We start from the raw sequence: 25,606 nt of genomic DNA, 5'->3' as shown, positions 1-25,606 counted from the left end.
CTCCACCCAGTCCGCCGGCACCGCCGGGGGGGGGGGGGGGGGGTGGCCGGGGCCGGCGGGGGCCCACCGGGGCCCGGGCGGGGGGGTTAATTTTGTGGGCTCTTGGGGGGGGGGCCCGCGCGGCCAGCGCGCCCCCCCCCCGGGACCCACAGTTGGCACGACCACTTCCACCGGTACCTCTGCGCATCCTGCGGACCGCGTCCGCGTCCCTGCCGTCCTCGTTGACGGCGTCGTTCACGGCCGCCACCGACGCCGTCATCGCCGCCGCACGCCGACACTCCCGACCGCATGCGGCACCGCCCTTTCTGGACGAGTCCCGCTCCCAACGGGAGATCGTGCGCCGCCGCCGAGAAAGGGACTGTTCATGAACTCCTCGAGCAGTACGAGCAGCAGCGGGCTGCAGTTCACCCACCCGCACCTCGCCGTGGTGCTCGGCGGCGGTTTCACCGGCATGCTCGCCGCCGCCGCGCTGTCCGCACACGCCGATGTCATCGTCGTCGAGCGCGACCGGCTGCCGCGGACCCCCGCCCTCCCCACCGACCTTCCGCAGGCCAGGCACGCCCACCTGCTGGCGGCGGACGGAGCCCGGCTGATCGACGCCCTGCTGCCCGGCAGTGCCGACACTTGGCTGGCCGAGGGGGCCCGCCGGATTCCGCTGCCCGCGGAGCTCGCCGCCGGCTCCCCGCAGGGCTGGTTAGGCCGGCGCCGCTCGCCTTATCTGGTCGCCTGCTCACGCGATCTGCTCGACCGGGTCGTGCGCCGACAGGTGCCGGCCCTCCCCGGTGTATCCGTCCTCGACGGCACCGAGGCGGAGGAGCTGACCGGCACCGCGGAACACGTCACCGGGGTGCGCGTACGGGACACCACAACCGGCGAAACGTATCGGCTGGATGCCGATCTGGTGGTCGACGCCACCGGCCGGCACTCCACCACCCAGGACCGGCTGTCCGCGTTGGGGCTGCCCGCCGCGCGCGAGGACGTCTCGGACCCCGGGATCGTCTCGGCGACCCGCATCTTCCGCGCCCCCGAGGGCACCGAGAACGTGCCGGTGCTCACCTCCCGTTCGGCCCTCACCACCCCCGGTCCCGGTCGGCGCGCCCCCGGGCGTCAGGTCCCCGCGAGGACGGCCACACTGGTACCCATCGAGGGTGGACGCTGGCTGGTCACCCTCACCGGCACCGGGGACGAACCCCCGACCGAACACGCCAACCGCTTCGTCCCGTTCGCCCGCCGCACGGGCAACCCGGCCATAGGCGACCTGATCGCGGAGGCCGAACCGCTGAGCGAGGTACGGCTGGCCCGCGACACCTCCAACCGGCGGCGGCGCTATGAGCAGTTGCCGTCCTGGCCCACGGGGTTCATCGCGCTCGGCGGCGCCGTGGTCGCGCTCAGCCCCGATTTCGGCCAGGGCCTGTCCATCGCCGCCCACAGCGCCGCCGCGCTGCGCGAGACGCTGCGCCGGCACGGGATGGACGACGCCGGCATCGCCCGGAAGATCCAGCGCGCCATCGGCCGCATCGTCCAGGAGCCGTGGTCCCTGGCGACCGGCGAGGACCTCCACTACCCCGTCACCGGTCGCGGCGCCGTCTGCCGCGCCTATGTCGATGTCGTCGCCCCCTGCGCCCGTACCGCTCCGTTCCCGCACCCGTCGGCCGCGCTCGGCCTGCTCCGGGCGCGGACGGCTCCGGTCCGCCCGGCGACGGGCGGTGCACCGGACTGGCAGGAGGAGTCCCCGATAGCGGTCCCGGCCCCTCTGCCGGCGGCGGCCGAACCCGCGTCGGCCACCGGCCCGCGGTCCGCCTCGGCGGCCGGTGCCACCCCCACCCTTGCGGCGCTGCCCGGCGTCTCCAGGCGTCGTCCCCGCACGCTCGGCTTCGGGCCGGCGGCTCTGTGGCGCTTCAACGGGGCAAGCCGTCGGAAGCCGGGAGAGGACTAGAACCTGTCCGGCCACGGCCACCGGACGCCCCTGAGGCCGTGGCCGGACACACCGGGGGGCATGGCCGCGAGCCCGTCCGCGCTCCACCCGCCGCACCTGGTCGCCTGCGCGCGGCGCCGCTGATCTACCGTAGGGCGCCGAAGACAGCCGGGATCACCATCAAGGGGTTGCGGACAACCGTGACACGCGCTAACCAGCATGCCCGCGAGCCGCGAGCCGCGAGCCGCGAGCCGCGAGCCGCGAGCCGCGAGCCGCGAGCCGCGAGCGGCTGTGCGGCTGTGCGGCTGTACGGGCGCCGATGGCTGCGACACCCGTCACGGCCTCATACCGCCGCTGCGGGTACCCGTCGGCGAGGACCCCGAGCGCTGGCTGACGTTCGCCGGCGAGCGCATCGTCGTGGCGGTGGCGCGCACCGTCACCTCGACCGTCCGGGTCCTGGACGTCCTGCGCCCGGTGCTGCGCGATGACCCCCGTGTCTCCCTCGTCTTCGCCTACGACCCCACCTCCGCGTTCAACGACGGCGTCCACGCCCTGCTGGAGTCGGTCGGCGCCCGCATCCTGCCCTGGCACCAATTCGCCCGTATCACCCCCGACTTGATCATCACGGCGTCCGAGAACGCCGATCTCACCGCTTCACACCACACCGCCCCCGTCCTGGTCCTCCCGCACGGTGTCGGCTTCCACAAGGTCGTCCCCGACTCCCGCAGCGACCGGGACCGGCTCGCCGGGGTCGTGCCGGACGACCTGCTGCGCAGCGGCCGGGCCCGGCTCGCCCTCTCGCACCCCGACCAGGCGGCCCAGCTGGCCGCCGCCCACCCCGCCACCGCCGGCCACACCCTCCTGGTCGGCGACCCCTGCTATGACGCACTGCGCGACGGGCGGGATCTGCGCGCCGCCTACCGCCGGGCCCTCGGTGTCCCGGACGGCAACCGCCTGGTCATGCTGAGTTCGACCTGGCGCGACCGTTCGCTCCTGGGCCGGGATCCCGCCCTTCCGGCCCGGCTGCTCGCCGAACTGCCCATGGACCACTACACCGTCGCCCTGGTCACCCACCCCAACATCGTCTCCGCCCACGGCCACCACGCCGTCCGTTCCGTCCTCGACTCCGCCCATGCCGCCGGGCTTTTGACCATGGCGCCGACGGCGGGCTGGCAGGCCACGCTGGTCGCCGCGGACCTTCTCATCGGCGACCACGGATCGGTCACCTTCTACGGCGCCGCGCTGGGTACGCCCTTGCTGCTCGGCGCGTTCAGCGAGGAAGAGGCCGTGGCCGGCACCCCCATGGCCGAGCTGGGGCGGATCGCACCCCGGCTCGCCGCCGACGCGCCGCTCCGGCCGCAGATCGAGCAGGCACTCCATGCCTCGCACTCGCCCGGCGACGACACCGTCGCCCGCCTCCGCACGCTCGGCGAGAGCGCCTTCGCCGCCCCGGGCCGGGCCCTGGACCTGATCCGGTCCGCCGTCTACGACCTCTTGGACCTCCCCGAGCCGCCCGGTCCGCCGCCCCCGCGCCGGGCGCCGGAACCTCCCGTGGCGCAGGACCCCCCGGCGAAGGTCACCGCGGCCTACGTGACCACCTCGATCGGCGAGGGACCCGACGGGCCCCGGGTGTCGGTCGAGCGCACCCTCGCCGTCGTCGACTCCTTCGCCGTCCCCGAGCGATCCGATACTCCGGACGGCCCGTTCCGCCATCTCTCGAGCGCCGACGACGAAGGGGACCGGCGACTGGCGGAGAGCGCCTCGGTCCTCATCCGCCGCGAGCCGGCCGCTACCGCCGTCGCCGCCGACCGATGGATCCAGGACACCTTCGCCCGTTACTCCGGCTGTCTGCTCGCGGCTGCCCCCGTCGCGGGCCGCGGCTGCCGCATCGGGCTGCGCGACGGCCGTACGGTCGAGGTGTGCGCCACCGGCCTCATGGCCGACCCCGCCGTGCTGGCCGGCGTCGTCTACACCCTTCTGCGCTCCGGACGGCCGTTGGCCGGCATCGTCACCCTCGTCCTCGGCACCCGCACGGAGGACGCCTCGCTGCGCGTCGCCCGGCACGGCCACGGCGCATAGCCCCCTTCTCCCCCGCTACTCGGGCGTCTGCTCGGTCTCCGTCAGCCTGCGGCGCAGTTCGACGGCGCGCGGACCGCCGCCCGCCTCGTATATCTCCAGCGCCCGGGTGAGCAGTTGACGCCATCGCTCACGGTCGCCGCGCTCCTCGGCCATCTCGGCCAGCGCCTCGCACACCGGGGCCTCGTAGTGGACGGCTCCGCGCTCACGCAGCATCCGCACGGCCTCCTCCAGGGCCGCGACCGCCTCATCGGTGTGCCCCAGGTCCCTCCGCACGCCCCCGAGGGCGGCCAGCGCACGCGCCCCCATCCGGCGGTCGTCGATCGCCAGGAATCCGTCATAGGCGTCCCGCAGCGTGGCGAGCGCGTCCTCGGTGCGTCCGACGGCGTGCTGTGCGCGGCCCATGAAGTAGCGGCCGATGGCGATACCGCGCTCGTCGCCCGCGGCGCGGTAGAGCGTCATCGCCTCCTCGTACGTCGCCACGGCGCGTTCCGGCTCGCAGCGGTCCCAGTACCGCCCGTAGAACTCGCGGGCGGAGGCCCGCAGCAGCGTATGGCCGGATTCGTCGGCCCGTGCGATGGCCGTCTCGAGTTCGCTGCGGGCCCGATCCAGCTCGTCGCGGTCCATCAACGGGCGCGAGAGGAGCGAGCGCAGCCGGGCCTCGGCGGCCGGATCGCCGTCCGCTGCGGCCTCCCTGGCGCCGAGTTCCCCGGACACGGCCCAGTCGTTGAGGTATCTGCGGTTGAGGAACAGCGCGGTCAGCGCCTCGGCCAGCTCCCAGGCGCGGCGATGCCACCCGCGGTCCGCGGCGGCGCGCTGGACGGACAGCAGCTCGCCTCGCCAGACGTCCAGCCACTCCAGCGCTTCCTGGCGGTCGCGGAAGCCGAGCCTCGGGTCCGCCCCCTCCAGGCGCTCGACATACCCTCCGATGCGCATCCGGCGGCCCATGACGGCCAGGTCGGCGTGCGCGGCCCGGGTGAGCAGATGGTCCACCACCCGGCCTACGACGGCAGTGCGCTCGGCTTCGGTGTCCTCGCCGGCCGCCTGCTGCCTGGCGTGCAGTCGCACCAGGTCGTGGAAGTCGTACCGCCCGTCCGCCGCCACCGTGATCAGGCTCGCGGTCTCCAGGGCTTCAAGCCGCTCGGCCGCCTCAGCTCCGGTGATCCCGGCCGCGGCGGCGGCCGTCTCCGTGTCCCATCGGCGCCCGGGGTACAGGCCCAGCACCCGATACAGCCGCGCGGTCTCCTCGGACAGCCCGGCATACGCCACCGCGAAGACCGCCGTCACGACCCGTTCGCCTCCCCTGCGCAGGGCGTCCAACCGTCGTTCGTCGTCGGCCAGTTCATCGGCGAGCGCCTCGACCGACAACCGTGGGTGCGTCACCAGCCGTGCCGCGGCCACATGCAGCGCCACCGGCAGCCCGCCGCAGCTCGCCACGATCCGCTCGGCCGCGGCCGCCCCGTCCGCCATGATGCGCTCTTCTCCGCACAGGCGCTGGAGCAGTTGCAGGCCGTGTGCGCCGGTGAGGGGTTCCAGGGGAAGCAGACGCGCCCCCACCGTGAGCAGCTCACCGAGCATGCCCTGGCTCGTCGCGAGGACGACGCTCCCCGGTGCCCCCGGGATCAGCGCCCGTACCTGCGCCGGCTCGGTCACGTCGTCCAGGACCACCAGCACCCGCTTGTCGGCCGTCCGGCTGCGGAACATCCCGGTCAACTCGCCGAGGGTTCCGGGCAGATACTGGTCCTCGACTCCCATCGCCCGCAGGCAGCGGCTGACCCCGGCCGAGACGTCGCCGCCGACCTGCGCCCTCAGCTCGGCGAAGTCGACATAGAACTCGCCACCGGGGAACCGGCCGCGCTCCCCTTGCGCCCATCTGTGCGCCGTCGCGCTCTTGCCCACCCCCGGCAGACCGCTGAGCACGGCCACTCCGCCGCTCTCCCCCACCGAGCCGCTGAGGGCCGCGATCACCGGCTCGCGGTCGACGAACTGGACGACTCCGGCGGGCACCTGCCGGGGCACCGGAACCTCCGGCCGCTTCACCTCGAAGTGCACCCCGCCGTGGATCGCCCCGGCCTGCACGACCGGACCGTACGCGCTGCCACCGAACTCGTTGTGTACGCCGTCCCCCACCCCGTGCTCCCCCACGTCGACCTCGTCCTTCCGCCTGGGCCGGTCGATCCGCTCGGACTGCCGGATCGACTCCGCACTCCAGAACGCTACTTGACGGCACTGACATCGCGGCCGCGACGGCGGCGGGAGCCCACCAACGCCTGGCCGTTCACGCCATCGGCCATCCGGCCCGCCGACGGTGTCACGTACCGCTGGTCGCGGCGGTGTCCTGGTGGTCCGGCGAGAGCCCCAGGAGGCGGCGCGCGAGGGTGAGGGGTGCGTGCGGATCGCGGGTGGGGGTGGGGGCCTTGGTGCGGTGCGCGGGGAGCCGTTCGACGGTGGTGGCACCGGTGTCGGATTCCAGGGCGGGTGCATAGCCCGCGGCGCGCAGGGCCTCCAGGGTGGCCGCCGGTGGGCTGCTGCTGACCAGGACGGTCGGGGCGATGGCCCGTAGTGCGAGGGCGTGCAGTGCGCGGTGGGCGGCCAGCTCCTTGACCAGGCTTTCGTCGTCGGAGCGGATGCAGCAGGCGGCGGGCAGGACCCGCATCCGGCCGTGGGCGCGGGCGGCGTCCCGTACGAGGTAGCGCAGTGGCTGCGGCAGGGCGCCCGTCGTCGAGGCGTGGGTGAGGTCGTCGAGGAGGGTTTCGGCGCTGTGGCCGGCATCCAGCGCGCGACGCACCGAGGCGGGGGTAAAGCGCCAGGTCACGGCGTGCCCTTCGGACTCGCGGTCGGCCGCGGAGGCGAGCAGACCGTCGAGCGCGGCGGCGGGGCGGCCGGGCACCACCGCGGTCAGATCGGCCTGGAAGTGGGCCTGTTCGAGCAGCGGTGGGATCAGGTCGCAGAGCGGTTCGTCGAGGGACCGCGGGTCGGCGAGCAGCGCCCGGCCGAGGGGAGTGAGGGTGCCGTGGGCGACCAGTCCCAGGTAGGCCGCTTCGTGGAGGGTGTGTACGGCGCGTTCCTCGGCCATCGGCTGCCCGTTGACGGCGAGGGGGCGGTGCCAGTCCGCCGCGCCGAGGAGGCTGCGCAGCGCGGCGTCGGTGCGCGGTGTGGCCTCCGGTCCGGGTGATGGCGGATGCGGCAGGGGCGGCAGGGGTGCTCCTGCGCCCAGGGGGGCGGCGGCCAGGGCGGCGAGGAGGGCGTGCCGCAGCGCGGGCGCGTGCCGGTCGTGGCCGCGGACCAGCGCGGTGGGGGTTTCGCCGAACGGGGTGTGGGTGGGGATGGCCCACAGGGCGGACCAGGCGGCCAGGACGGGGGCGAGGCGCCGGCCCGGTGGGAGGAGGAGCCAGTCGTCGTAGGCGCCGGTGGGCAGGGCGGTGATGCCGGCCGGGGTGCGGGTCAGCGCGATCAGGTCGGCGGCGAGGACGAGGTCGAGGAGGAGGCGGGTGTGCGGTTCGGAGGCGCCGGCCGCCTTGGCGAGCCGCTTGATCTCCCGTACGGCCAGACCGCCCGCCTTGCGCAGCGCGGCGGGCTGCGTCGCCAGAGAGGCCAGCAGGCGGTCCACGGTGGCGGCGAGGGTCGCGGCGGCGGCCCGGGACTCGTCGTGCAGCGAGGTCGCGGGGATCGCTGTGGCGGGCGTCCCGGGGTCAGCGGTGTCGTCGGGGACGGGCTCCGGGGCGTGCGCGAGGAACGGGCCGAGGTCGTGGGCGGCCAGGAGTTGCGGGGTGCGCGGCGGGACGACGACGCTGCCGTCCTCGGTCGGGGCGGCCAGTCCGTCGTCGTAGAGGGCGCGCAGGCCGGCTTCGGCGGCGCTGCGCGCGTGTCCGGTGGCGCCGAGGGCGGTGAAGACGTCCTCGGGCGGAACGGGGGCGGTGGCCAGTTGGGCGAAGGACAGCCGGTGCGCCATCAGGGACTGGTAGTCGGCGCCCGGGGCGGGGGCGGTGGGGCCGTGGGCGTCCTGTGCGGCGCGTTCCTGGCTGATGCGGGCGGTGGCGGCGAGTACCTGCAGGCGAGGGTGGTCGAGGTGCAGCACCAGGTGGTGGAGGGTTTCGTAGGACCACAACGCGCTTGCCAGGCCGCGCAGTTCGGTGGGGGCGGGGCGGCGGGCGAGCGGCTCGGCATGGCGGGTGAGGAGTGCCGCGAGCTGCTCGGGGGTGCGCTGGGCGAGGGATCGGGTGAGTGTGTCGAGACCTTCCACGGCCTTGAGATTAGTCATCGCGCGAGCAGGGTGGTGAGGGCGCCTACGGGGTCGGGGTCGGCCGGTCCGGTGGGCCACCAGTCCTCGGCGCCCGGTTCGGATTCGTAGGGGTACCAGCGGTTGTCGTGGCCGAAGCGGAGCTGGATGCCGCGGTCGGGGTCGGTGAGGTGGTTGTGGCGGGGGCGCAGGGCGGGGAGGTCGGCGGCCAGGAGGGCGCTGCGGGCCCGGTCGAAGTCACCGGCCGGGGGGTTCCAGGTGGTGTCGAGGAGGGCGAGGCCTTCGGCGCCGCCCTGGCGCCAGGCCGCGACGGAGCGGGCCACGTCCGTGGGCGTGCGGCCGGTCGCGGCCGCGAGGTCGCGGTAGAGGGCCCGGGTGGTGGCGGTCAGGCCGGCGGTGGGGTGGGCGGTGGCGGCCAGGCGGACGGCGTCCTGCCACGGGGGCAGATCCGGGAACGGGCTGGGGAGGGTCTGCTGCCCGCCACCGGGTGCCGGTGCTCCGGCAGCGGATACGCAGGCGTGGGCGCGGGCGGCGGCGTCGGCGGCCAGGAATTCGAGGGTGGCGGGGTCGAAGGGGAGGTCGTCGCCGTCCGGCAGGGCAGGCGGGTGACCGGGCTGGGGCGGCACCGGCAGGACCGGCGGGAGCGGCGGCCGGGGGCGGTCGGCGAGAGCCGTGCGGGCGGGGACACCGGGGGGCGTCGGCGTCCTGGGGGCAGCGGGCTCCTCGGGCACGGCACCCGGGGCCACCGCGGCGGGGAGGTCGCCGGCATCGGCGCGTGCGGTCCCTTCGGGCCGCTGCCCGCCGGTGGTCGGTGTGGTGGTGGCGAGAGTGTGCGCGCGGGTTTCACGGGCGGTCAGTGCGGCGTTGCGGCGGGAGAGTTCGTCGAGGAGTTCGCGTTCACCGCGGCCGCGCATCAGCAGCAGGACGAACGGGTCCGTGTCCAGGAGCCTGGCCACCTGGAAGCAGAGCGCGGCGGCGTGTTTGCAGGGCCGGCCGCTGTCGGGGCACGAGCATCGGGGAACGAGCTCGCCCGGCCCCGGGAGGAGGCGCACCTCGCCTTCGGCCAGGGCGCTGGGCAGCTGCTTGGCCAGCAGGGCGGTGAGCTGTCCGGGGTCCGCGGCGATCGCGTCCAGGAGGGCGTCCCACTCCTGGACGGTGAGGGTGGTGAGACGGATCTCCGCGCTGTAGGGGCGGGGCCTGCTGCCGCGTACGGTGGCGACGATGCGGCCCGGTGTGATGTTGATGGTGTCGACATGGCCGTCGCGGGCGTAGGTCCGGCCGCGGGCGAGCCGGGCGCTGTCGAGGGCGGCGCTCTCCAGCGCGTCCAGCCAGGCGCTTCCCCACCAGGATTCGGCGAACAGCCCCCGGGCACCGGTCCGGACCGGCAGCGGCGGGAAGGTGCGGGTACGGTCCGCGCGGGCCTGGTGGTCGGCCGCGGCGGCGCGCCCGGAGGTGGGGCGGCGGTTCATCCGGGCCTCCTGAGGGAGACGAGATCGGCCAGTTCCGCATCGGTCAGTTCGGTCAGGGCGGTCTCCCCACCGGAGAGCACCGCGTCGGCGAGCGCCCGTTTGGCGCTCAGGAGTTGGGCGATGTTGTCCTCGACCGTGCCCTCGGCGATGAGCCGGTGGACCTGGACGGGCTGGGTCTGGCCGATGCGGTAGGCGCGGTCGGTGGCCTGTTCCTCCACCGCCGGATTCCACCAGCGGTCGTAGTGGATCACATGTCCGGCGCGGGTGAGGTTCAGGCCGGTGCCGGCCGCCTTCAGGGACAGCAGGAAGACCGGGGCCTGCCCGGACTGGAAGCGGTCGACCATCTTCTCCCGTTCGGCGACGGGGGTGCCGCCGTGCAGCAGCTGTGTCGGGACGCCTCGGGCGGCGAGGTGCCGTTCGAGCAGCCGCGCCATGCTCACGTACTGGGTGAAGACCAGCGTGGCACCGCCCTCGGCGAGGATGGTGTCCAGGAGTTCGTCGAGGAGTTCGAGCTTCCCGGAGCGGGCGGCCAGCCCCGGGGCGGTCTCCTTGAGGTACTGCGCGGGGTGGTTGCAGATCTGCTTGAGGGCGGTGAGCAGCTTCATGACCAGACCGCGGCGCGCGATGCCCTCGGCGGTCTCGATCCGGGCGAGGGTCTCGCGGACGACGGCTTGATAGAGCGCGGCCTGTTCACGCCCCAGCGCCACCGGATGATCCGTCTCGGTCTTGGGCGGGAGCTCGGGCGCGATCCCCGGGTCGGACTTCTTGCGCCGCAGGATGAACGGGCGCACCAGTCTGGCCAGCCGCTCGGCCGCCTCCGGGTCCTCGCCGCCCTCGACCTCACGGGCATGCAGCGCCCGGAACGTCTTGAGGGGGCCGAGGAGGCCAGGGGTCGTCCAGTCCAGCAGGGCCCACAGCTCGGAGAGGTTGTTCTCCACCGGCGTGCCGGTGAGGGCGAGCCGGGCGGGGGCCTTGATGCTGCGCAGCGCTCTGGCCGTCGAGGAGCGGGGGTTCTTCACATGCTGGGCCTCGTCGGCCACGACCCATGCCCAGGACCGGGCGGCCAGTTGGGCGGCGCTGGCGCGCATCGTCTGGTACGTCGTCAGGACGAATCCGCCGTTCAGGCCGTCGAGGTTGCGGCCGGTGCCGTGGAAGCGGCGTACGGGCGTACCAGGCGCGAACCGCTCGATCTCCCGCTGCCAGTTGCCGAGGAGGGAGGCGGGGCAGACCACGAGGACGGGTTCGGTGGGCCGTCGGTGCAGATGGAGCGCGATGACGGTGACCGTCTTTCCCAGGCCCATGTCGTCGGCGAGGCATCCGCCGAGGCCGATCGAGGTCATGGTGTCGAGCCAGGTCATGCCCCGTAGTTGGTAGTCGCGGAGGGTCGCCCGCAGTCCGGGTGGCTGGGGCAGCGGGTGCGCCTGGTCGGTGAGGCGGCCGCGCAGTGCGGCGAGCGCTCCGAGGGGCACCACCTCGACCGGTTCGCCGTCCACCTCCGTGGTGCCGTGAAGGGTCGCCGCGAGGGCGTCGACCGGCTCCAGATAGCCCAGTTCGCGCTTACGGGCTTTGCGTACGAGCCCTGGGTCGACCAGCACCCACTGGTCGCGGAGCCGCACGACGGGGCGGTGCGCCTCGGCCAGGGCGTCCATTTCCGCCTCCGTGAGGGGTGCCCCGTCCATCGCCAGCTGCCAGCGGAATTGCAGCAGTTCACCGGAGTCGAAGAAGCCGAAGCCGTCCGCGGCGGAGCCCGGTGCCGGTCGTAGCACCGCCGCCGCGGTCAGCCCGCGGGCCAGCTCCCTGGGCCAGTGGACGGCCACGCCCGCGGCACCCAGGCGGGGCGCGGCCTCGCCCAGCAACTCGTACAACTCGTCCTCGTCCAGAGGCAGTACATCGGGGACCGGGTGCTCCAGGAGGCGGGTGAGCGGGGCCCAGACGCGGGCGGCGCGGCGCAGCGCGAGGAGCGTGTCGATACGGGAGCGGGGCCCGAAGTGGTCGGGACCTTCGCCCTCCCACAGGGCGCGGGCGTCGGCCACCAGGGTCGGATCGGTGAGGCTGTGCACCTGTAGGACGGCGGCCGCAGCGCTGCGCTCTTCGGCTGCGCCCGCCCCGCTCTCGTCCCGGATGTCGAAGAGCCGGTGCGGTGCGAGGTCCAGGCGGAGGGAGAGCCGCACCCCGGCGTCGACGCCCGCCGCGACCTCGGCGGCCCACTCCCGTGCGCCGGGGAGCCGCTGCGGCTCGCTCGCGGCGAACGGGGCACCGGCCACCAGGCCGGCGGCCGGTGTGCGCGGCAGTGCGTCGATGACCGCGTCCACATAGAGCCGCACCAGGGCCGCGGGGTCGTGCAGCTGGAGCGGGCGGGTGCCGGGGAGCGGCACGGGGTGGGCCTCGGCGGGCATGGCTGCGGCGATGGCCCGGAGGTGCGCGATGTCTTCGGGGTCGAGCGGTCCGGCGCGCCAGGCGTCGGTGTCGTCGGCGGTCAGGCCCGGCAGCAGTCTGCCGCGCGCGGCGAGGTGCAGAGCGTGCAGAGTGGCCGCGCCCCAACAGGCGGCGGCCGGGTCGGCGGCCGGATCATGCCGGGCACGCACCAGCAGCGGCACGGCCTCGGCCAGCGGGAGCAGCACGGCGGCAACCGTGCGGCTGCGGGCACCATTGCCGTGCCGCCGGGCAACGGTCAGCTGCACGCGCTCCAGCACCTGTCCCTCGCCCGGAGTTCCCGCCCCCTCTTCGCCGTCGCCTTCCGGGAGCGGACCGCCGTCGGGTCGCCAAAGAGCGATCTTGCCGGCGCGCGGCGGCTGGGCGGGCAGGAAGGCCACGGCACAGCCGGCCACGGCAGCGGCCCATCCGCCGCGCTCCCACCGCCTTGTCATGCCATCCCCTGCTGTGTCTGGTCCTGCTGTGTCTGGTCCTGCACTGCCTGCCGCGGGCGCCCGTCGGGCCGACTGCCCGTGGCCCGCTCCGGCACGCCCGACCTGCGAGTCTACGGTCGTACGCACCACGTCTCCCCAGCCTCCTGCCTCGCACCCGACGAGCCGCCGCGGCAACTTGCCGTCTGCTGCCGATGGAAGCAGACGGCACTGACAACGCACCCGCTCCGCGCTCCCGCGCGAGAGGCCGGAGTTATCCACAGGCCACGAAATGCCTCTTGCCCTCACCCCACTTTCGATTACAGTGAGTGACGAAATAACTCTCAGTAATCACTCGACCTCGGCGAGGAGCACCATGCACACCCCCACTCCCGAACAGACCACCGCCGCGGAGGCCTTTGCGACCGGCTCACATCTCGTGATCCAGGCCGGCGCCGGCACCGGCAAGACGACGACCCTCGCGATGCTCGCGCACTCCGCGCGGCGACAGAGCAGGCTCGGCCGCTACATCGCCTTCAACAGAGCAGTCGCCCGCCACGCCGCCCGGGAATTCCCCGACGAGGTCGCCTGCGGAACGGCGCACGCCCTCGCCTACACCGCCGTGGGCAGGGGCTACCAGGCGCGGATGAACGCCCCTCGGCAAGCAGGGTGGCGCACCGGCGCCGCCCTGGGCATCGACGACAGCACGTGCGTACGCATCGGAGCACGCAAGGTCGACAACAGGGCGCTCTCCCATACGGTCCTGCGCACCGTCACCCGCTTCTGCCAGTCGGCCGACAGCCGCATCGCGCCGCACCACGTCCCGTCCTTACGCGGCGCCGACTCCGAGCCGCTGCACGCTCAGCTCGCCGATCTCGTCCTGCCCTACGCACACAAGGCCTGGGCCGACCTCCAGCATCCGGACCACGGCGTCGTCCGCTTCGAGCATGACCACTACCTGAAGATGTGGGCCCTGCGCGAGCCGGTCATCAAGGCGGACTTCCTGCTGCTGGACGAGGCTCAGGACACCAATCCCGTGGTCGAGCAGGTCTTCACCGCTCAGCGCGACCACGCACAGCTGGTGCTCGTCGGGGACTCCGCCCAAGCCATCTACGGCTGGCGCGGCGCGCGCGATGTGATGTCCGGATTCGACGGCAGACAGCTCAGCCTCTCCCGCTCCTTCCGATTCGGACCGGCACTGGCGGCCGAGGCCAACCGCTGGCTGGCGATCGTCGACGCACCGATCCGGCTGACGGGTTCCCCCTGCCTGGAGACGGAGTTACACAGGGTCCGAGCCCCCGACGCGATCCTGTGCCGGACGAATGTGGGGGCGATGGTGGAGGTGATAGGGCAGCTGGAGGCGGGCCGCCGGGTCGCGCTCGCGGGCGGCGGCGAGGCACTGAGCGCGCTCGCCCGCGCCGTACACGACCTGGAGGCCGGGCGCCGCACCGCCCATCCCGAGCTGATGCTCTTCGAAACCTGGGCGGAGCTGCGTGAGTATGCAGAGTTCGACCCCGCCGGCCGGGATCTGCTGCCCTTGGTGGAGCTCGTCGACGAGCACGGCACACAAGCCGTGCTCCAGGCCCTGGACCGGCTCTCGCCCGAGGCTTCCGCCGAGGTGACGGTGTCCACCGCACATCGAGCCAAGGGACGGGAGTGGGCGAGCGTGCGCATCGCGGACGACTTCACACCCCCCGACGATCTCGACGAGCGAGGCGAGGACGGCGCGCCGATCCCCGGACCCATCGACATCGACGAGGCACGCCTGGCGTACGTCGCCGTCACCCGAGCACGATCACTGCTCGACATCGGCGGGCTGTCCTGGATCAACAGCCACCCCGCCGGCGACCCACGCCGCGAGCGCGACTGAACGGGGGCGGGGGCGGGTGGTGGGGAGCCGATAAGCGGGAGGGGGGGAGGGAGGGCTGGGCGGGGGCGGGTGGTGAGGAGCGGATGAGCGGGAGGGGGTGGGCAGGAGGGGTGGGCGGGGGCTAGGTGGACGGGAGGCGGCAGGCGGAAGGGACAGGGGGTGGGGTCAGGGCCGGGTGGGGTCAGGGTCGGGTGGGGTCGGGGTCGGGTGGGGGCGGGGAGGGGGGAGGGGGAGGGGAAGGGAGGGAAAGACAGGTGACCGGCTCGTCGATCGGGAGGATCCTGGAGGTGGGAGATGGGTGCCGATGCGTACGGGAAATGAGCCGCTGCACGCACGCAGCCCGCTGAGAATGCGCTGTGGGCTGGCGCTGTGGGGGTTGCTGTGTGCCACCGCCGGAGCCGTGGCGTTCGTCAGCGCCGGCCGGCCGGAATGGGCGGGGGCGTGTGCCGCCGTGGCCTTGGTGGCAGTCATGGACCTGGCCATGGTGATCCGCCACATTCGCCAGGGGCCGCACTACCAACCGGGCAGGGAGATACCGCCCTACGAGCCTGACCGTGGTCGGAACGAAGCGTTCGGCATACGCAGGGGCACCGGCCGCCGACCCGGCACCAGACCGTAGGCGACAGGGGGTGGGGGTGTGTCCGCCTCCCACACGTCAGGGAGGTGCCGGCGACCGTATGCCCGTCCCGGGCTGTTGGCCGCTGCCCCTCTCGTCATGGGGCGTGTTCGTCTCTCGTCATGGGGCGAGTTCGCCGTTGCCCGTGTCGCCATGTGGGAAGCGGGCGGCCTGAATGAAGTCCGGGCGCGGTTCCAGGGCGGCTGCCAGGCGGAAGTGGCGCAGCGCCTCGTCCAGTCGGCCCCCGCGCTCCAGAGTGCGGCCCAGCGCGAAATGGGCGAAGGCATTGTCGGGCTCGCGTTCCAGCACTATCTGGAACTCGAGTTCCGCCGGGCGCAGTTGGGCGGCGAGGAAGAAGGCGCGGGCGCGCAGCAGTCGGGCCGCGGTGTTTTCGGGGTGTGCGGTGATGACCGAGTCCAGCAGCCGGATCGCGCCGCGTGGGTCGCGGGCCTCCAACAGCTGCTCCGCGGCGCGGAAGTCGATGACATGCGTCTCGGGGCTGCTCTCGGGCACGGTCTGCTCCTCTCCCGTTGCCGTCGCCATCGGGGCATGCCTCAGCCACGAGTCGTACGGCGTCACCTGCGGCACAACAACCCCGTCGGTCGCGGCATTCCCCGGCCGGGGCGGCCTCAACCGGGTCCGGTACCTCCGACGGAATCCGGCGGCACCTCCGACGGAGACCGGCGGTACCTCCGACGGAATCCGGCGGCCCAACCGAGCCGAACCGTGGCCGCTCCGGGGCCATCGATCGGACCGGCAACCGTATGGGGTCTCGGCGTGGCCGCACCACCGCCACACCACCGCAGCACCAGGCCACGGCATCACGTCCGCCTTAGAGCCACGGCCACGATCGCCGCAGGGGCCCGGCGCCATCCCCGCAACGGCCACGGCCACCACCGCTGCGGCGGGCCGCCAGGGCATCACCCTCACCGCAACACGGGGCCACCGCAGCACCGGGCGCCCCGCACCACCACCGCAGCAACAGCAGGCCACAGCATCGGATCCCCAGCAGCCCACGGGGCCGGGCCGAGCCGGTCCGGCCCCGGCCCCGGCCCCGGCTACAGGCTGATGTGGTAGGCCTTGCGCAGCGTCTCGTGGACGGTCCACCGGGTGCGGTCGCCCTCGCGCAGGATGCAGGCGTCGCCCGGTCCCACCTCGAGTACCGAACCGCCCTCGACCTCGATCGTGGCGCGTCCGCTGACGACCACGAACAGCTCATTGGCCTCGGTGTCGGTCACCACGCCCGGCGTGATCTGCCAGATGCCCCGGAGCTGCCGGCCGTCCGGCGATTCCCAGAGCACCTTTCCCGTCACCTCCGGCTCGCCGGAGACGATCTGCGAGGGGTCGAGCGCTTCCGGCTCCAGATCCGTGTCCGCGATGCCCGGGATGTTCACGACGAATGACGCGGGGGCCCCGTCATCGGCGGAGGGAGTCGCGGCGGTGGCCCCGGAAGCGGTCTCCGCAGTGGCGGCGGGCTCCGAGCCGGGGGTCCTGGCGTCGAGATCGGAAGGAGGAGTCATGGCGGTGAGGGTACCGTCCGGGCTCATACGTCCCGCAGGCGCTCCCACACCGCGCGGACCTGCGGTTCCAAGGCCTCCAGCGGCCCGTCGTTGTCGATGACCAGATCCGCGACCGCCAGCCGCTGCGCACGGGTCGCCTGGGCCGCCATCCGCGACTTCGCCTCGTCCTCGGCCATGCCGCGCAGCCGTACCAGTCGGTCCAACTGGGTCTCGGGGGCGGCGTCGACCACGACCACCAGGTCGTACAGCGGTGCCAGGCCGTTCTCCGTCAGCAGCGGCACGTCGTGGACCACCACCGCCTCCGGCCCCGCTGACGCCTCGAGTTCGGCCGAGCGTGCGCCCACCAGCGGGTGCACGATCGCGTTCAGCGCCTTCAGCTTCTCGGGGTCGGCGAAGACGATTCCGCCGAGCTTCGGCCGGTCGAGCGTGCCCTCCGGCGTGAGAACGCCGTCCCCGAACTCCTCGACCACCGACGCCAGTCCGGGCGTGCCCGGCTCGACGACCTCGCGTGCGATCTTGTCCGCGTCCACGATCACCGCGCCGTACGACGCCAGCAGTCGTGACACCTCACTCTTACCCGCGCCGATACCGCCGGTCAGCCCCACCTTCACCATGGGCCCACGCTATACGGTGCGCCGGGGCGGCCGGCGCGCAGGAGGCCATGCTCCGCCTCAGGCGCTGCCCCCATCTCAGGCGCTGTCCCCACCTCAGACACCGTCACCACCTCAGGCACTGTCCCCACCTCAGACACCGTCACCACCTCAGGCACTGTCCCCACCTCAGACACCGTCACCACCTCAGGCACTGTCCCCACCTCAGACACCGTCACCACCTCAGGCACTGTCCCCACCTCGGGCGTCCCCCGGCTCAGGCGCCGCCCTCGCCCTCCCGCTCCGCAAGGAAGCGTTCGAACTCCCTGCCGATCTCGTCGGCCGAGGGAAGGTCGACCGGCTCGGCCACCAGATTCCCCCGGGTCTCCGCGCCGGCCACCGCGTCGTACTGATGCTCCAGCCCGCTGACCAGCGCGACCAGCTCTTCGTCGCCCTCGGAGATCTGTCGTTCGATCTCCTCCTGCGTCCGCAGGGCCTCCGTCCGCAGCGAATGCGCCGCGCCGGGAAGCACCAGGCCGGTGGCGGCCGTCACCGCCTCCAGGGCCGTCAGGGCGGCGTCCGGATACGCGGACCGGGCGATGTAGTGCGGCACATGCGCCGCCACGCCCAGTACGTCGTGCCCCGCCTCGGCCAGCCGGAACTCGATCAGCGCCTCAGCGCTACCGGGGACCTGGGCCTCGTCGAAGAAGCTGGCGTGACCCGGCATCAGATCCGTGCGGTTGCCGTGCGGGGTGATGCCCACCGGGCGGGTGTGCGGGACGCCCATGGGGATGCCGTGGAAGTTCACCGAGAGGCGCACGCCGAGCCGCTCCACGATCTCCTTCACGGCACCCGCGAAGCGCTCCCACTCCACGTCCGGCTCGGGGCCGGACAGCAGCAGGAACGGCGCGTCGGTGGTGTCGCGGACGAGCCGCAGCTCGATGCTCGGGGTCTCGTAGGCGGACCAGCGGTTGCGCTCGAAGGTCAGCAGCGGGCGCCGGGCACGGTAGTCGACGAGGCGGTCGTGGTCGAAGCGGGCGACGACCTCGTTCGGCAGGCCGTCGAGCAGCCGTTGGACGATCTGGTCGCCCGTCTCGCCGGCGTCGATGTAGCCGTCGAAGTGGTACAGCAGCACGAGACCCGCGGAGTCCCTGGAGGCGATCGCCTCGACCTCCGCGAGCCCGCTCGGCTCCCATGCGTACAAACTCTGGGGATCCAACACAGTGACCGCTCCTCCTCGTTCTCATGAACGCCAACGTGCGGTCGGCCGCAGGCATTCCCGGTTGCGGATATGACCCCGCCCCATTCCGGACACTCTCCGTCCCCCGGGCGGGAATTCCTCACCACCGGGCACGCGCCCTAGCCGACGGGCTCGGGCCCCGCGCGCTGCCGGGCGCGGCTCCTCAAGAACGTGAACGCGACTCCCTTGCAGGGAAGGGGGGTTACTCCTGGACCTCACGGCCTGGAGTCTTGCCGCACCCCACCCACGTCGGCTTTGTCGGCCACGCCCGCCACAGAGGCCATCGCTGTCACCGCGGCCACAGAGGCCCATCGTGGTCACCGCGCCCACCGCGGCCACTGCGGCCACGCGGCCACCGGAGGCGCCCCCGCCTCCGCACTCGCCGACGCAAAGCCGGATGACCGGATTCAGTTCGCCAACGGGACACACCGCGGCGACTTCAGGACCACCGCCTCCGGCACCCCCTCGTCCCGGATCACGCTCACCGGCTCACCGGCTCACCGGCTCACCGGCTCACCGGAGGCCGTGCTGACCGCGAGCGGTGACTGCGGGCCGGCATGGGCGAGGGCATCCATCAGTGTTCCGCGGCAGCAAGTCCGAGCTGAGCGATGCCAGCCACCGGGTCAGGTCGCTGCAGCCTCAACATCACCCATTACGACGCGTCCGACTGCCAGGTCACCATCGCGGGCGACCACGCGGTCACCGGCGGTCGCGGCGTCGCCCATCCGGGCATCCAGTGGGCTGATCGGGCGACCTCCACCCTCAGCCCCGCCTCGCTCCCGCCCCCACACACACGACGAAGGCCCGCTCCCCCAGAGGGGAACGGGCCTTCGCCTATCGGCTAGTGCCTAGCAGCGGCGAGCCGCTGCCTGTCGGCGCAAGCTCAGCTCTGGCCGCCGGCCAGCTTCTCGCGGAGCGCGGCGAGCGCCTCGTCCGACGCCAGGGCGCCGGAGTTGTCCGCCGACTCCGAGGAGTACGAGCCGCCACCGGCGTTGCCGCCGCCGGCCTGGCCGCCACCCTGCGCCGCCGGCGCCGCAGCGCCCTCGGCCGCAGCCTGCTCGTCGGCCTCGCGGGACTTGATGACCTGGGCCTGGTGCTGCTCGAAGCGCTGCTGCGCCTCGGCGTACTGGTTCTCCCACGCCTCGCGCTGGGCCTCGTAGCCCTCCAGCCAGTCGTTGGTCTCCGGGTCGAAGCCCTCGGGGTAGATGTAGTTGCCCTGGTCGTCGTAGGACGCGGCCATGCCGTACAGGGTCGGGTCGAACTCGACCGCCGACGGGTCGGCACCGAAGGACTCGTTGGCCTGCTTCAGCGAGAGGCTGATGCGGCGGCGCTCGAGGTCGATGTCGATGACCTTGACGAAGATCTCGTCGTTGACCTGGACGACCTGCTCCGGGATCTCGACGTGGCGCTCGGCCAGCTCCGAGATGTGGACCAGGCCCTCGATGCCCTCGTCGACGCGCACGAACGCACCGAAGGGAACGAGCTTGGTGACCTTACCCGGGACGACCTGACCGATCTGGTGGGTCCGGGCGAACTGCTGCCACGGGTCTTCCTGGGTCGCCTTGAGCGACAGGGACACGCGCTCGCGGTCCATGTCGACGTCCAGGACCTCGACCGTGACCTCCTGGCCGACCTCGACGACCTCGGACGGGTGGTCGATGTGCTTCCAGGACAGCTCGGAGACGTGGACGAGACCGTCGACGCCACCCAGGTCCACGAAGGCACCGAAGTTGACGATGGAGGAGACGACGCCGGAGCGCACCTGACCCTTCTGGAGGGTGGTGAGGAAGGTCTGGCGGACCTCGCTCTGGGTCTGCTCCAGCCAGGCACGGCGGGACAGGACCACGTTGTTGCGGTTCTTGTCCAGCTCGATGATCTTGGCCTCGAGCTCCTTGCCCACGTAGGGCTGAAGGTCGCGGACGCGGCGCATCTCGACCAGGGAGGCCGGGAGGAAGCCACGGAGGCCGATGTCGAGGATGAGACCACCCTTGACGACCTCGATGACGGTACCGGTGACGATGCCGTCCTCTTCCTTGATCTTCTCGATGGTGCCCCAGGCACGCTCGTACTGGGCGCGCTTCTTCGAGAGGATCAGGCGGCCTTCCTTGTCCTCCTTCTGGAGAACAAGGGCTTCGATCTCGTCACCGACGGCGACGACCTCGTTGGGGTCGACGTCGTGCTTGATCGAGAGCTCACGGCTCGGGATGACGCCTTCGGTCTTGTAACCGATGTCGAGCAGGACCTCGTCCCGGTCGACCTTCACGATGACGCCGTCGACGATGTCGCCGTCGTTGAAGTACTTGATCGTCTCGTCGATCGCGGCGAGGAAGGCTTCCTCGTTACCGATGTCGTTGACCGCAACCTGCGGGGTGGTGGCGGTGGTCTCGGTGCTGCTCGTCATGTGGGAAAGGGCTCCGGTACGGACATTGAAGTCGTAGGTACTGCTACGCCGAGAGCCCGTATCGCTTCTGCATAAGCCGGACAGTGTCAGAGACGCTCGCTTCGGAGGTTCACCAATGCCTGAGCACCGGGAACGATCCGGAACGCCTCAAAACCGAGGGGTACATACAGATGCGAGCGCGGCCTGCTCCGTCTGAGGCGCGCAAGCCCGCAGCGCAACTTGTAGCATACGGGGGCAGCCGGACACGGTCAATGCGCGAACGCGCACACCCGGGACAGAACGCCCCATAACCGGCACGCGCGATGTTCCGCGAGGTCGAACGGCCTCACAGTCCCTGCAGCTACAAGCAGAGCGAAGACTACGACGACGGGCGCGATGAACCAAGAGCAAGAGCCGGAGGCGACCCGCCGTGACGCCTCGGACACCGAAAGCAGCCGCGCCAACCGGGGCTGGTGGGACCGCAACGCGGACGAGTATCAGAGCGAGCACGGAGCGTTTCTGGGGGACGACCGGTTCATCTGGGGCCCCGAGGGGCTCGACGAGGCGGACGCCGGGCTGCTCGGGCCGGCCGAAGGCCTGAAGGGGCAGCGGATCCTGGAGATCGGCGCCGGCGCCGCGCAGTGCTCGCGCTGGCTGGCGGCGCAGGGCGCGCGCCCGGTGGCGCTCGACCTCTCCCACCGGCAACTGCAGCACGCGCTGCGGATCGCCGACGGGACCGACGACGACACCACCGCGCTGGTGGAGGCGGACGCCGGGGCGCTGCCGTTCCGTGACGGCAGCTTCGACCTGGCCTGTTCCGCGTACGGCGCGCTGCCCTTCGTCGCCGATCCGGTGCGGGTGCTGCGCGAGGTGCGGCGGGTGCTGCGGCCCGGCGGCCGGTTCGTCTTCTCCGTCACGCACCCCGTCCGCTGGGCCTTTCCCGACGAGCCGGGGCCCGAGGGGCTGTCGGTGGCGGCCTCGTACTTCGACCGCACGCCGTACGTGGAGCAGGACGAGAACGGCCGGGCGGTGTACGTCGAGCACCACCGGACGCTGGGCGACCGGGTGCGGGACGTGGTCGCGGGCGGGTTCCGGCTGGTGGATCTCGTCGAGCCCGAATGGCCGCAGGACAACACCCAGGAGTGGGGTGGCTGGTCGCCGCTGCGCGGGCACCTGATTCCGGGGACGGCGATCTTCGTGTGCGTGGCGGAGGGGTAACAGGGGTAACGGGGGCACCCGGGCCGGCACCGGAGGCCGGGGCGGCAGACTGGGGGCGTGATCGCCCGTGACGCCCTCGCCCAGCTGCCCGTACGGACCGCGCTGCCCGCGCTGCGCGCCGCCCTTGAGGAGGCCGGTGCGGCGGTGCTGTGCGCCCCGCCGGGCACCGGCAAGACGACGCTGGTGCCGCTGGAGCTCGCGGGCCTGACCGGCACGGGGCCCCGGCGGCGGGTACTGGTCGCCGAGCCGCGGCGGATCGCGGCCCGGGCCGCGGCGCGGCGGATGGCCTGGCTGCTGGGCGAGAAGGTCGGTGACCAGGTCGGATTCACGGTCCGCGGGGAGCGGCGGGCCGGGCCGCGGACCTGTGTGGAGGTGGTGACCACCGGTGTGCTGCTGCAGCGGCTGCAGCGCGATCCGGAGCTGGCCGGGGTCGATGTCGTGGTGCTCGACGAGTGCCACGAGCGGCATCTGGACGCCGACACCTGTGCGGCCTTCCTCCTGGACGTACGCGAGACGCTGCGGCCGGAGCTGCGGCTGGTGGCCGCGTCGGCGACGACGGACGCGGAGGGGTGGGCCCGTTTGCTGGGCGGCTCCCAGGGGGCGGCGCCCGTGGTCGAGGCGGCGGGCGTGTCGCATCCGGTGGAGGGGGTGTGGGCGCCACCGGAGCGGCCGGTACGGCCGGCGCACGGGATGCGGGTGGATCCGGCGCTGTTGACGCATGTGGCGGGCGTGGTTCGGCGGGCGCTGCGCGAGCAGTCGGGTGACGTCCTGTGCTTTCTGCCCGGTGTCGGGGAGATCGGGCGGGTCGCCGGGGAGCTGGCCGGGGTGGACGCCGAGGTGCTGCAGGTGCACGGGCGGGCGCCGGCCGAGGTGCAGGACGCGGTGCTGGCCGGGGGCGGTGACCGGCGCAGAGTGGTGCTGGCGACCTCCGTGGCGGAGTCCAGCCTGACCGTGCCGGGGGTGCGGGTGGTGGTGGACAGCGGGCTGGCGCGGGTGCCGCGGATGGATCACGCGCGCGGGCTGAGCGCGCTCGCGACCGTGCGGGCCTCGCGGGCGGCGGCCCGCCAGCGGGCCGGCCGGGCGGGGCGCGAGGCGCCCGGTGTGGTCTACCGCTGCTGGTCGCAGGCCGAGGACGGGCGGCTGCCGGCGTTCCCCGAGCCGGAGATCAAGGTGGCCGACCTGACCGCGTTCGCCTTGCAGGCGGCCTGCTGGGGCGATCCGGCGGCGAGCGGTCTGGCGCTGCTCGACGCGCCGCCGGCCGGGGCGCTGGCCGCGGCGCGGGAGGTGCTGACGGCGATCGGCGCGGTGGACGAGGACGGCCGGGCGACGCGGCGGGGCGCCAGGATGGCTCGGGTGGGACTGCATCCCCGGCTTGCCCGCGCCCTGCTGGACGGCGCACCCGAGGTGGGCGTACGGCGTGCCGCGGAGGTGGTGGCCCTGCTGAGCGAGGAGCCGCCGCGGGCTTACGGGGACGATCTGGCGGAGGCATGGCGCAGCGCGCGGCGGGGCGGCGACGCGTACGCCGCCCGGTGGCGGCAGGAGGCGCGGCGGCTGGCGTCGGCGGGCGCGGAGCCGGGGACGGACGGGGGCGCCGGCGCCGGGGGGCCGGCGTCCGACGACGCGGTCGCCGGTCTGATCGCGGCGCTGGCGTTCCCCGAGCGGGTGGCCAGGTCGCGTGGCGCCGGGAGCTATCTCATGGCGTCGGGGACCGGTGCCGAGCTGGCGGGTGCGGGGGCGGGGCCGCGGGCCGGAGGGGGCGGTTCCCGGCTGCGGGACGCGGCGTGGCTGGCCGTCGCGGTGGCGGACCGTCCGGTGGCCGCGGTGTCGGCCCGGGTGCAACTGGCGGCGGTGATCGACGAGGGGACGGCCTGTGCGGCGGCGCGGGCGCTGTACTCCTCGGACGAGGAGGTGCGCTGGTCGGACGGGGACGTGGTGGCCCGGCGGGTGACTCGGCTGGGGGCGATCGAGCTGGCGTCGCGGCCGCTGACCGCGCCCGGTGCGGGGCGGCTGCGGGACGCGGTGGAGGCGGGGCTGCGGCGGGAGGGGCCCGGCCTGCTGCGGTGGTCGCCCGCCGCGGTCTCGCTGCGGCAGCGGATGGCGTTCGTGCACCGGGCGTTGGGGGCGCCGTGGCCCGATGTGTCGGACGCGGCGCTGCTGGAGCGGGCCGAGGACTGGCTCGGGGCCGAACTCGGGCGGGCGCGGCGGCGGGCCGATCTGGAGCGGATCGACGCCGGGCAGGCGCTGGCCCGGCTGCTGCCCTGGGCGAGTGGCGACGCGGCCCGCTTCGAGGAGCTGGCGCCGGAGCGGATCGAGGTGCCGAGCGGTTCGCGGGTGCGGGTGGACTACGGCGGGGAGCAGCCCGTGCTGGCCGTGAAGCTGCAGGAGCTGTTCGGCTGGCAGGAGTCGCCGCGGGTGGCCGGCGGACGGGTGCCCGTACTGGTGCATCTGCTCTCCCCCGCGGGGCGTCCGGCCGCCGTCACGGCCGATCTCGCCTCCTTCTGGAAGGGCGGGTACCGGTCCGTGCGCGCGGAGTTGCGCGGGCGCTATCCCAAGCACCCGTGGCCGGAGGACCCGACGACCGCGCAGCCGACCCGGCACACGACGGCGCGGCTCAAGCGGGGCTGAGCGGTGTGTCCGGCGCGGCGGGGGCCGCACGGCCGGTGGGGGCCGGTCCGGCGCCGGGGCGGCGGCCGCGGGCTTCGAGGTGCAGGCTCAGGGCGAGCAGCGCCGCGCCCAGGACCAGGAACCCCCAGGGCAGGTAGCTGGTGAGGAGCAGGACGAGGGTGCGCTGGGACGTGACCAGGTCGACGGTGGAGTCGACGTAGTCGGCGCGCATCTTCACATGGCCGGCGAAGGCGGTGACCTTGCCGCCGCCGGGCAGCAGGTCGCCGCCGCGCAGTTCCTCCTTGTGGATCTCCTCGCCGTTGACCGGTGCGCCGGTGACCGGGTCGACCCAGAACATCCGCTTGGTGCTGTACCAGCGGGTGGTGCCCATCTTCGCGACGGCCTGCGGGGTGATGCCCTTGACCGGCATCTTCTTGGGGAGCGGGACCTTCGTCCAGGGGATGGTCTGCTCGAAGTAGTAGACCTCCAGGCCGCGGAAGGTGCGGGTCCCCTTGTAGTGGATGGGCGCCGAGGTGCGGGTCTGGGCGTCGAAGTAGGTGTAGTCGCGCTTCTCGGTGAGGAACGGCCACTTGTACTCGATGCCGGTTCGGCGGACCGGGTCGCCGTCGACCATCTCGCCGGTGGCGTGCACGGGTTCCTGGGAGTGGGCGTCGAAGATGTAGCGCTCGGGGATCTGGGAGACCATCTTGCCGTCGGGGCCGGCGACGTAGGACAGCGCGTCCCAGACGACGACGTCGCGGCCGGCGGTCTTCTCGATGCGGTCGGAGGCGGCGACGTCGCCCTTGAGGGTCTGGACGATGGTGACCTTGGGGACCTGCTCGGCCTTCATCGTGCCGTAGTTGACGAGGGTGGCGGGCCTGGCCTCCAGGACCATGTCCTGGTACTGGCCGGGCGGGATCTTGGCGAGCCGCGGGAAGGCGTACCACCGCATCAGTGGGGACAGGGCGGTGAAGAAGACGGCGAAGGCGAGCAGTACCAGGCTGGCGGTGCGGCGCATGACGGCG

16 protein-coding genes are annotated in these 25,606 nt (G+C 73.3%); 6 read left to right on the top strand and 10 right to left on the bottom strand.

Translation table 11 applies throughout. The features are described 5' to 3' along the window. Positions 1 to 364 precede the first annotated feature (364 nt). Together ACFWZH_RS29420 and ACFWZH_RS29415 are read left to right on the top strand one after the other, a co-directional pair. Positions 365 to 1,936: an FAD-dependent monooxygenase gene (locus ACFWZH_RS29420; protein ID WP_384437784.1), complete on the top strand. Its 1,572-nt coding sequence runs from the start codon at positions 365 to 367 to the stop codon at positions 1,934 to 1,936. A 198-nt stretch (positions 1,937 to 2,134) separates the two neighbouring features. Beyond that, positions 2,135 to 3,994 carry a CDP-glycerol glycerophosphotransferase family protein gene (locus ACFWZH_RS29415; protein ID WP_384437781.1) on the top strand — a complete coding sequence of 620 codons (1,860 nt, stop codon included), beginning with the start codon at positions 2,135 to 2,137 and terminating at the stop codon, positions 3,992 to 3,994. 15 nt (positions 3,995 to 4,009) lie between these two features. Here ACFWZH_RS29415 and ACFWZH_RS29410 read toward each other — a convergent pair whose 3' ends face one another. The 4 genes from ACFWZH_RS29410 to ACFWZH_RS29395 form a co-directional block, all read right to left on the bottom strand. Next, the gene (locus tag ACFWZH_RS29410; RefSeq protein WP_384437778.1) at positions 4,010 to 6,136 is read right to left on the bottom strand and encodes an NB-ARC domain-containing protein; all 2,127 of its coding nucleotides are present in this window, start codon (positions 6,134 to 6,136) and stop codon (positions 4,010 to 4,012) included. A gap of 166 nt (positions 6,137 to 6,302) precedes the next feature. After that, positions 6,303 to 8,234 carry a helicase-associated domain-containing protein gene (locus ACFWZH_RS29405; protein ID WP_384437775.1) on the bottom strand — a complete coding sequence of 644 codons (1,932 nt, stop codon included), beginning with the start codon at positions 8,232 to 8,234 and terminating at the stop codon, positions 6,303 to 6,305. Positions 8,235 to 8,248: 14 nt separating this feature from the next. Continuing rightward, on the bottom strand, positions 8,249 to 9,700 hold the full coding sequence (locus ACFWZH_RS29400) for an SWIM zinc finger family protein (RefSeq protein ID WP_384437772.1): 1,452 nt from the start codon (positions 9,698 to 9,700) through the stop codon (positions 8,249 to 8,251). After that, complete coding sequence (locus ACFWZH_RS29395) at positions 9,697 to 12,567, bottom strand: DEAD/DEAH box helicase (RefSeq protein WP_384437770.1); 2,871 nt, start codon at positions 12,565 to 12,567, stop codon at positions 9,697 to 9,699. Before ACFWZH_RS29395 ends, ACFWZH_RS29400 begins: the two co-directional genes overlap by 4 nt. Before the next feature lie 352 nt (positions 12,568 to 12,919). On the opposite strand from ACFWZH_RS29395, the gene ACFWZH_RS29390 reads away from it, so the two are divergent. Both ACFWZH_RS29390 and ACFWZH_RS29385 read left to right on the top strand, forming a co-directional pair. Then, positions 12,920 to 14,413 (top strand): UvrD-helicase domain-containing protein, encoded by a 1,494-nt coding sequence (locus ACFWZH_RS29390; protein ID WP_384437767.1) that lies wholly within the window; start codon positions 12,920 to 12,922, stop codon positions 14,411 to 14,413. Between the two features lie 304 nt (positions 14,414 to 14,717). After that, a complete protein-coding gene (locus tag ACFWZH_RS29385) occupies positions 14,718 to 15,032 on the top strand; it encodes a DUF6343 family protein (RefSeq protein ID WP_384437766.1) in 315 nt (104 codons plus the stop codon). A gap of 117 nt (positions 15,033 to 15,149) precedes the next feature. Here the strand turns inward: ACFWZH_RS29385 and ACFWZH_RS29380 are convergent, their stop codons facing one another. The 5 genes from ACFWZH_RS29380 to rpsA form a co-directional block, all read right to left on the bottom strand. Beyond that, complete coding sequence (locus tag ACFWZH_RS29380; protein WP_384437763.1) at positions 15,150 to 15,542, bottom strand: tetratricopeptide repeat protein; 393 nt, start codon at positions 15,540 to 15,542, stop codon at positions 15,150 to 15,152. A gap of 545 nt (positions 15,543 to 16,087) precedes the next feature. Beyond that, positions 16,088 to 16,549 (bottom strand): cupin domain-containing protein, encoded by a 462-nt coding sequence (locus ACFWZH_RS29375; RefSeq protein WP_384437760.1) that lies wholly within the window; start codon positions 16,547 to 16,549, stop codon positions 16,088 to 16,090. A 23-nt stretch (positions 16,550 to 16,572) separates the two neighbouring features. Beyond that, positions 16,573 to 17,163, bottom strand: coding sequence for a dephospho-CoA kinase (coaE, locus tag ACFWZH_RS29370; RefSeq protein WP_384437757.1), 591 nt, complete (start codon positions 17,161 to 17,163; stop codon positions 16,573 to 16,575). 253 nt (positions 17,164 to 17,416) lie between these two features. Then, positions 17,417 to 18,361, bottom strand: coding sequence for a PAC2 family protein (locus ACFWZH_RS29365; protein ID WP_384437754.1), 945 nt, complete (start codon positions 18,359 to 18,361; stop codon positions 17,417 to 17,419). 901 nt (positions 18,362 to 19,262) lie between these two features. Then, on the bottom strand, positions 19,263 to 20,780 hold the full coding sequence (rpsA, locus tag ACFWZH_RS29360; protein ID WP_384437751.1) for a 30S ribosomal protein S1: 1,518 nt from the start codon (positions 20,778 to 20,780) through the stop codon (positions 19,263 to 19,265). A 375-nt stretch (positions 20,781 to 21,155) separates the two neighbouring features. On the opposite strand from rpsA, the gene ACFWZH_RS29355 reads away from it, so the two are divergent. Continuing rightward, positions 21,156 to 21,977 (top strand): class I SAM-dependent methyltransferase, encoded by an 822-nt coding sequence (locus ACFWZH_RS29355; protein ID WP_384437748.1) that lies wholly within the window; start codon positions 21,156 to 21,158, stop codon positions 21,975 to 21,977. A gap of 57 nt (positions 21,978 to 22,034) precedes the next feature. Continuing rightward, on the top strand, positions 22,035 to 24,602 hold the full coding sequence (gene hrpB / locus ACFWZH_RS29350; RefSeq protein WP_384437745.1) for an ATP-dependent helicase HrpB: 2,568 nt from the start codon (positions 22,035 to 22,037) through the stop codon (positions 24,600 to 24,602). Here the strand turns inward: hrpB and ACFWZH_RS29345 are convergent. Next, entirely contained in the window at positions 24,589 to 25,599 is a 1,011-nt protein-coding gene (locus ACFWZH_RS29345; protein ID WP_384437742.1) for a DUF3068 domain-containing protein, read from the bottom strand. The genes hrpB and ACFWZH_RS29345 overlap by 14 nt on opposite strands. Between the last annotated feature and the right edge of the window lie 7 nt (positions 25,600 to 25,606).

The organism is Streptomyces sp. NPDC059008, assembly GCF_042749045.1.
In the GTDB taxonomy this organism is placed as follows: domain Bacteria; phylum Actinomycetota; class Actinomycetes; order Streptomycetales; family Streptomycetaceae; genus Streptomyces.
Note: the sequence above shows the minus strand (reverse complement) of the source record. Positions and strands in the feature narration are given on the sequence as shown.

What these genes read in the sequence shown, in the direction of transcription:
- ACFWZH_RS29420 (WP_384437784.1), top strand. Translation starts at nt 365, where the DNA reads ATGAACTCCTCGAGCAGTACGAGCAGCAGCGGGCTGCAGTTCACCCAC.
- ACFWZH_RS29415 (WP_384437781.1), top strand. Translation starts at nt 2,135, where the DNA reads ATGCCCGCGAGCCGCGAGCCGCGAGCCGCGAGCCGCGAGCCGCGAGCC.
- ACFWZH_RS29400 (WP_384437772.1), bottom strand. Translation starts at nt 9,700, where the DNA reads ATGAACCGCCGCCCCACCTCCGGGCGCGCCGCCGCGGCCGACCACCAG.
- ACFWZH_RS29395 (WP_384437770.1), bottom strand. Translation starts at nt 12,567, where the DNA reads ATGACAAGGCGGTGGGAGCGCGGCGGATGGGCCGCTGCCGTGGCCGGC.
- ACFWZH_RS29390 (WP_384437767.1), top strand. Translation starts at nt 12,920, where the DNA reads ATGCACACCCCCACTCCCGAACAGACCACCGCCGCGGAGGCCTTTGCG.
- ACFWZH_RS29385 (WP_384437766.1), top strand. Translation starts at nt 14,718, where the DNA reads ATGCGTACGGGAAATGAGCCGCTGCACGCACGCAGCCCGCTGAGAATG.
- ACFWZH_RS29375 (WP_384437760.1), bottom strand. Translation starts at nt 16,549, where the DNA reads ATGACTCCTCCTTCCGATCTCGACGCCAGGACCCCCGGCTCGGAGCCC.
- coaE (WP_384437757.1), bottom strand. Translation starts at nt 17,163, where the DNA reads ATGGTGAAGGTGGGGCTGACCGGCGGTATCGGCGCGGGTAAGAGTGAG.
- rpsA (WP_384437751.1), bottom strand. Translation starts at nt 20,780, where the DNA reads ATGACGAGCAGCACCGAGACCACCGCCACCACCCCGCAGGTTGCGGTC.
- ACFWZH_RS29355 (WP_384437748.1), top strand. Translation starts at nt 21,156, where the DNA reads ATGAACCAAGAGCAAGAGCCGGAGGCGACCCGCCGTGACGCCTCGGAC.
- ACFWZH_RS29345 (WP_384437742.1), bottom strand. Translation starts at nt 25,599, where the DNA reads ATGCGCCGCACCGCCAGCCTGGTACTGCTCGCCTTCGCCGTCTTCTTC.